The sequence below is a fragment of the uncultured Nocardioides sp. genome, assembly GCF_902805925.1.
Taxonomy (GTDB): Bacteria; Actinomycetota; Actinomycetes; order Propionibacteriales; family Nocardioidaceae; genus Nocardioides.
This window is the reverse complement of the sequence record NZ_CADCUP010000146.1, coordinates 20866-27715: the sequence shown is the minus strand read 5'-3', so window position 1 is coordinate 27715 and position 6850 is coordinate 20866. Positions and strand designations below refer to the sequence as shown.

General features: G+C 71.6%; 7 protein-coding genes and 1 other RNA gene. 3 read left to right on the top strand and 5 right to left on the bottom strand.

Annotated elements, in window-relative coordinates:
* On the top strand, positions 1-329 hold a 329-nt coding region (locus QZX64_RS10445), incomplete at its 5' end, for an HNH endonuclease signature motif containing protein (RefSeq protein WP_366558540.1).
* A 280-nt stretch (positions 330-609) separates the two neighbouring features.
* On the opposite strand, the gene QZX64_RS10440 is transcribed toward QZX64_RS10445, so the two are convergent.
* On the bottom strand, positions 610-1200 hold the full coding sequence (locus tag QZX64_RS10440; protein ID WP_295659275.1) for a 1-acyl-sn-glycerol-3-phosphate acyltransferase: 591 nt from the start codon (positions 1198-1200) through the stop codon (positions 610-612).
* Positions 1201-1243: 43 nt separating this feature from the next.
* Between QZX64_RS10440 and QZX64_RS10435 the strand changes: the two genes are divergently transcribed.
* Positions 1244-2494 (top strand): sulfatase-like hydrolase/transferase, encoded by a 1251-nt coding sequence (locus QZX64_RS10435; protein ID WP_295659273.1) that lies wholly within the window; start codon positions 1244-1246, stop codon positions 2492-2494.
* Between the two features lie 30 nt (positions 2495-2524).
* On the top strand, positions 2525-3145 hold the full coding sequence (locus QZX64_RS10430; protein WP_295659270.1) for an MSMEG_6728 family protein: 621 nt from the start codon (positions 2525-2527) through the stop codon (positions 3143-3145).
* 368 nt (positions 3146-3513) lie between these two features.
* On the opposite strand, the gene ssrA is transcribed toward QZX64_RS10430, so the two are convergent.
* The 4 genes from ssrA to ftsX all read right to left on the bottom strand — a co-directional run bounded on the left by ssrA (position 3514) and on the right by ftsX (position 6848).
* Positions 3514-3883: a transfer-messenger RNA gene (gene ssrA, locus QZX64_RS10425) on the bottom strand.
* Between the two features lie 189 nt (positions 3884-4072).
* The gene (gene smpB / locus QZX64_RS10420) at positions 4073-4552 is read right to left on the bottom strand and encodes an SsrA-binding protein SmpB (RefSeq protein WP_295659268.1); all 480 of its coding nucleotides are present in this window, start codon (positions 4550-4552) and stop codon (positions 4073-4075) included.
* Between the two features lie 31 nt (positions 4553-4583).
* On the bottom strand, positions 4584-5831 hold the full coding sequence (locus QZX64_RS10415; protein ID WP_295659266.1) for a M23 family metallopeptidase: 1248 nt from the start codon (positions 5829-5831) through the stop codon (positions 4584-4586).
* A gap of 105 nt (positions 5832-5936) precedes the next feature.
* Positions 5937-6848: a permease-like cell division protein FtsX gene (gene ftsX / locus QZX64_RS10410; protein ID WP_295659264.1), complete on the bottom strand. Its 912-nt coding sequence runs from the start codon at positions 6846-6848 to the stop codon at positions 5937-5939.
* Positions 6849-6850: the final 2 nt, after the last annotated feature.

Below are 6850 nucleotides of genomic sequence, written 5' to 3'. Positions count from 1 at the left end.
TGGCCTGCGACGGCTACCAGCCCTCGGCCCGGCTCCGGGAGCAAGTCATCGCCCGAGACGGCAGCTGTGTCTTTCCGTGGTGCACCCGCCCGGCGCGGTCCTGCGACCTCGACCACATCACCCCCTGGGAGACCGGCGGCCCGACGTCCACCGACAACCTCGCCGCGCTCTGCCGCACCCACCACCGGCTCAAGACCCACGGCCGGTGGCGCTACCAACGCACCGGCCCCGCGGCGTACACCTGGACCAGCCCGCAGGGCCACACCTACCTCCGCGACCAGACCGGCACCGGACCTATCACCGTCCCGGGCGACCCACCCGAGCACTGACCACCCCGCCCCGCACCCCGCCACCCCACGGCGGGGCTACCGGCCTGCCCGCCGGCTGTTGTCGGCAGCCGGCGCATCGGGTGGCGTCAGCGCAGGCAACGGAGCGACTGTCGCGCCGCAGCGCTGGTCAGCCTCGTGGACCGGCCGCCACAGCGCGGCCACCACCCGGGGACCGGCCGGGAGCTGTCGCGCGACACCAGGACGACGCCCCGTCTCGTGAGGCAAGATGCCCGAGCTCTCATGGCGCTTCCCGGTCAGTACTTCCCGGGCGACCGCCGCCTCAGCTCGGGGGCGCCGAGGGCTCGTCGCGCAGCCGCGGGGTGGTGAACGACTCGGGCCGGAAGCCGGTCTTGTCGGCGTAGAAGTCGCGGATGCGGTCCATGTCGGCACGGACGTCACCGCTGGGGTGGAAGGTGGGGCCCCAGCCGACCGTGCGCGAGGGCACGTCGAGGAACGCCAGCGTGATCGGCAGTCCGGTCTGCCGGGCGATCCGGTGGAAGCCCGACTTCCAGTACTCCGCCTTGCCGCGGGTGCCCTCCGCCGCGATGCCGAGGACGAACGGGTCCCCGCCCTCGGCCTCCGCGAGGAGCGCACGGATGGTCGCGCCGGGGTTACGCCGGTCCAGCTCGACCGCGCCCGTGGCGCGCAGCAGCGGCCCGAGGGGTCCGACGAAGAGCTCCTGCTTCACGAGCAGCCGGATCCGGATGCGGTGGTCCCACGCCAGCAGCATGGTGAGCACCCAGTCCCAGTTGGAGGTGTGCGGGGCGCCGACCAGCACGCTGCGCGGCGGCACCGTGCCGACGGTGCGCCACCGCGCGGCACGCAGCGCCAGTCGTGCGACGGTGCGGCGCAGCAGGAATCGTCGGGTCACCGCGCGACCGTATCCCTCCGGCACCTGCGTAGGGTCGGGCCGCATGGCGGACAACGTGCTGTGGATCATCACCGACGACCAGATGCGCTCGACGCTGCGCTCCATGGACAAGACCTGGAGGCGCCTGGTCGAGAAGGGGGTGCGCTTCCGGCGCGGCTACACCGCCATGCCGTGGTGCGGTCCGGCCCGCGCGTCGATGCTCACCAGCCGCTACCCGCACGACCACGGCTGCCACAACAACATGACGCACCAGCCCTTCGTCGCGCAGGGCCACGACCGTGACACCGTCGCCACCCGCATCCGTGGCGCCGCCTACGACACCGGCTACTTCGGCAAGTACATGAACGGCCTGGGCAAGGACCCGGAGTACGTCGCCCCCGGCTGGGGCCGCTGGGTGGCCACGGTGGGCAACCAGGGACAGCTCAACGTCGACGGCGACCTGCGCCAGCTCGACACGCAGAAGGCGGCCGACACCTTCGCCGCCGACCGGCTGCGGCAGTTCATCGAGCGGCACCGCGACACGGGGCCGTGGTTCGCGGTGTGGGCGCCCTCGACGCCGCACGACCCGTACACGCCGAGCCGCAGGCACCGGCACGACTTCGACGACGTCACGTGGGACCCGGCCGCCTTCAACGAGGCCGACCTGTCCGACAAGCCGACCTGGATGCGCGCCCTTCCGCCGCAGGATCGGTCGCAGATGCGTGCGGTGCTCGAGGGCAAGCTGGAGGAGCTGCAGGACCTCGACGACCAGCTCGGCCGGCTGATGGACGTCCTCTTCGGGACCGACCAGCTCGATCGCACGTGGATCTTCTTCGTCTCCGACAACGGATACCTGCTCGGCGAGCACCGGCTCTTCCGCAAGGAGCAGCCGTACGAGGAGTCGGCGGGGGTCCCCTTCGTCGTCCGCGGACCCGGCGTGGAGGCGGCCACCACCGACGCCTTCGCCTCGCAGGTCGACCTGATGCCCACCACGCTCGACATCGCCGGTCTGGACCCCGACGCGGGCCGCGAGCTCTCCGGCCGGTCGCTGCTGCGGCCCCTGCGCACCGGGGACTGGTCGGACTGGCGTCGCCGGCTCCTCGTCGAGAACACCAACCTGGGCTGGGCGATGCTCCGCCAGGGCGACGACGCCTACATCGAGCACCACGAGCGCGGCGAGTGGGAGCTCTACGACCTGGCCTCCGACCCCCACCAGCTCACCAGCCGCCGCGATGCCGAGGTCGCCGACTTCGCCACCCACGTGGCGCTGCTGCGGCAGGCCCGGGGACGAGCGTTGCGGAACCTGGAGGAGTAGCCCCTCCGCGGCGCCGATACGGTGGGAGGGGTGCAGACGTTCCTCCCGTACGCCGACTTCGAGCGCTCCGCGCGCTCCCTGGACGCCAAGCGGCTGGGCAAGCAGCGGGTCGAGACGATCCAGGTGGTCCGGGCGCTGACCGTGCCCGGCTACGGCTGGGCGAACCACCCAGCCGCCTTGATGTGGAAGGGCTTCGAGGAGGCGCTCGGACGCTACGGCATCGTCTGCTGCGAGGTCTGGACCGAGCTCGGCTTCGGCGACACCTGTGCCGCGACCATCGCCGCCGACCTGGCCGCGTCCGGGGTGACCGGCATCCGGTCGGAAGCCGAGCTCGCCGCCGCCGGTGCGCTCCCGCCGTGGCTGGGCGACGAGGCCGTCCACGGCAGCCACCGCTCCGCGCTGGTCCGCAAGGACCCGGCGTACTACCGGCCGCTGTTCCCCGACGACCCCGACGACCTGCCCTACGTCTGGCCGGTGCGCTCCCCCGCGGTCGTGGAGGCGGAGCGCCGACGCGCGGAGAACGAGGTACGCCGCCAGCAGCGCGCCGTCGAGCGCGCGCGCCTGGAGGCGGAGCGGCTGCGCCGCCGACGGAGCCGGGCGGCGAAGAAGGCGTGGCAGACCCGGCGGCGCAACGCCCGCCCGGACGTGTGAGCCGCGCGGCGGACGACGCCGCGGGGGAACAACCACAGGGGTACAGCGGTTAGCATGGACGTGCCGGCCCGTTTCATCCCCCCGGGCTCTAAATATTGCCGCTACGAGCGGCCACTCGCCGAGAGGCGGTTGACGGGCCGGTGCCCAGCGTGACGAACGGGCCCGCGGCGCTTGCCGCGGGCCCGTTCGGTGTCACAGTGCTGCAGTGCTCCGCGCCGTACGGCGCAGCGGGGAGTGCCAGCATAGCGCCGTCTCCTGGGCCGCGGTGACGGCGCCGACAGCCACAAGAGCCGCTCCGACGCGATGTCGGAGCGGCTCTCGCTCGCAAGGGCTGGCTCTCGGTGGGGCGACCCACCGGGACCGTTGGTCGGTGGAGCTGGCGGGAATCGAACCCGCGTCCTCGAGCGCCGAACCAGGTCTTCTCCGGGTGCAGTCGGTGTTGTCGCTTTTCTCGGCCCCGGCGCTCGCACAGACACGTCGCCGACAGGCCCAGCCAGGAAAAAGTCCCGGTCACTCCTCCTGGCAGGAAGTGACCAGCAAGTCCTCTAGATGAGGCCTGGATCCGGGACGAGGACGGGTGCCCGGTCAGACCCTTCGATCACTGCTCAGGCAGCGAGAGCGAAGTCGTTGCGATTAGTATTGGCAACTGTATTTTCCAGCGATCGTTTACGAGATGGCGCTGGCTTCTCGACCCGCTTCTCCTGGAACTAACGTCCCAAGTCGAAACCGATCAGCCCCTCTTGAGTTGTGCTCGGTCAGTCTACGGGTTGAACGCGGCCAGCACGACCCGCGTTCCCCTCAGCCGACCGTGAGCGCGTGGCTGCGGGAGCCCACCCTGCCGGTGGAGGCGAGCCGGGTGGGTGTGCACGTCGAGCTGCCCGGGGATCCCTAGGCGCTCGACGACGGGCTCGACGACGGGCAGCGGCATCAGTCGCGGATGCCCTTGAGCCGCCTCTGGACGGCCTGCTCCTTCTCGCGGTTGGCCTGCTTCTCGGCGAGGGAGTGCCGCTTGTCGTAGGCCTTCTTGCCCTTGGCGAGCGCGATCTCGACCTTGGCCCGGCCGTCCTTGAAGTAGAGGTTGAGCGGGACGATCGTGTAGCCCTTGTCGGTGATCTTGCGCTCGATCTTGGTGATCTCGGCGCGGTTGAGCAGCAGCTTGCGCTTGCGCCGGGCCGAGTGGTTGGTCCAGGTGCCCTGGGAGTACTCCGGGATGTGCACGCCGTGCAGCCACACCTCGCCGCCGTCGACCTCGGCGAAGCCGTCGACGAGGGAGGCGCGGCCGGCCCGCAGCGACTTCACCTCGGTGCCGACCAGGACGAGCCCGGCCTCCCAGGTGTCCTCGATGTGGTAGTCGTGGCGCGCCTTCCTGTTCTGCGCGACCGACTTGGTGCCCTGCTCACGTGCCATGGCGCCATCCTCTCAGGCGGCGCAACGGGGCTCAGAGCCAGTTCGCCGGATCCACGGCCCTGCCGTTGGCCATCACGGTGAAGTGCAGGTGGCAGCCGGTCGACCAGCCGGTCGAGCCGACGTACCCGACGACCTGGCCGCGGGAGACCTGCTGGCCCTCGGCGACGGTGTAGCGGGTGGCGTGGTTGTAGATGGTGGCGAGGCCGACCCCGGCGGCGACGCCGTTGTCGATGATCATCCGGTTGCCGTAGACGCTGCTCCAGTAGGACGAGATGACCGTGCCGTCGGCGGCGGCGTAGAGCGGGGAGCCGCAGTCGGCGCCGAAGTCGGTGCCGTCGTGGAGGCTGTAGTAGCCGTAGATCGGGTGGGTCCTCATGCCGTACGGCGAGGTCACTCCTCCGGCGGCGGGCATGCTGAGGAAGCCACCGCTGCTGGCGGGCGGTCCCGCCTGGCTGCTGGTGTTGGCGCGGGCCGCGGCGGCGCGGGCGCGGCGGAGGGCCTCGGCGGCGCGCCGGCGCAGCATCTCCTCGATCCTGGCATCCTCCCGGCGCAGCGCCTCCAGGGTGCGCGCGTCGGCGGCCCGGGCGACGGTGGCCTCCTGCTCGGCCGTACGCCGCTCGCCGACCAGCGCGGCGACGGACTGCGCGGCGGCGGCCGTCTGCGCCTCGAGCGCCTCCATCTCGGCCAGGTGCGCGGCTGCCTCCTCGCGCTTGGCCTGCACGGCGTCCTTGGCGGCCTCCACCTGGTCCTCGCGCACCGCGAGGAGCACCTCCGCGGCGCTGAGCGCCTGGTAGGCGCGGGTCTCGCGGCCGACCATGGCGTCGCGGGCCTCGGAGGAGCGCGTCAGGTCGGCCGGTGTCCGGGAGTCCAGCAGTGCGGAGAATGCCAGCAGCTCGGGGTCACCCTCCTGATAGATCGAGGAGATGGTGGAGGCCACGGTGTCCTGCTGGGCCCGCATGTCGGTGCGACCGGTGTCGAGGTCGGTCCGCGCCTGCGCCAGCTCGGCCTCGGCGTCGGTGAGCTCGACCTGCATCTCGGCGTCGCGCTGCTGCGCGACCGCGACCTTCCCCTGGGCGGTCGCCAGGGCGACGCGGGCACCGTCGAGCTGGGTGCGTGCGGCCTGGAGCCGGGAGCGGGCGGCGGCCATCCGGCTGCTCGACTCGTGCAGGTCCTCCTGCGCGTGCTCGATCCTGCGCTCGACGGCCTTCCGCCGGTCCTCGAGGTCGTCGTTCGCGCTGGCGAAGGGGGCACTCAACGCGCCGACTGCGAGGGCCGCCACCAGTGAGGATGCGACCATGCGTCGACGAGCGGTACGGGGGAAGGTGCGCACCGGTCAGCCTTTGGTGTTCGGGGAAGTGAACACCGCGACCGTAGCGGCTGCCGATCAGACTTTGAGGTATTTGCGGGTGAGCACGAGTGTCGGGAGCAGGGTGAGCACCGGCCCGAGCACGCCGACGGCCGCCAGCGCCACGAGGTACTGGTCGGCGCCGATCCACGGGATGAACTGGAGCGAGTCGGTCGCCCGCTGGTGGATGCCGAAGTACATGAAGGCGCCGAGGGCGCCCGCCGCCAGCGCGACACCGACGAGCGCGGTCACCAGGGCCTCGAGCAGGAACGGCAGGGTGATGTAGAGGGTGGAGGCACCCACCAGGCGCATGATGCCGATCTCCCGGCGGCGGGCGAAGGCCGCCAGCCGGATCGTGTTGGCGACCAGCAGCAGGGCGGCGATCACCAGCACGATCGAGGTCACGAAGGCGCTGACCTGCAGGAGGTTGATGGCCCCGTAGATCGGCTCGAGCGTCTCGCGCATGTCCCGGATGCCGGAGACGCCGTCGAGGCCGCGCACGGCGCTGGTGATGCCGTCGTACTGCTCGGGGTCGCGCAGCTCGATCCACACCGACTCGGGCATGTCCTCGGCGGTCGCGGCCGGGTTGGCGCCCTCGAACTTCTCGGGCCCCAGCAGCTCCTTGACCTTCGCGAACGCCTCCTCCTTGGACTCCGTGTGGTAGCCGGCGACCTCGGGGTTGTCCTCGACGACCGTGCCGATGGCCGTCCGCTGGGCCTCGGTGACCTCGCCCGTGCAGGCGGGGTTGTCGTCCTGCGCCTTGCACAGCCACACGGTGATCTGCAGCTGGCTGCCCCACTGCTCGGCGGCCTTGGCCGCCTGCTGGTTCAGGAGCACGCCGAGGCCCACCAGGGTCAGCGAGACGAAGAGCGTCAGGACCACCGCGATGTGCATCGACAGGTTGCGCCGCAGGCCCTGGCCGAGCTCGGAGAAGACGTAGCGAAGCTGCATGG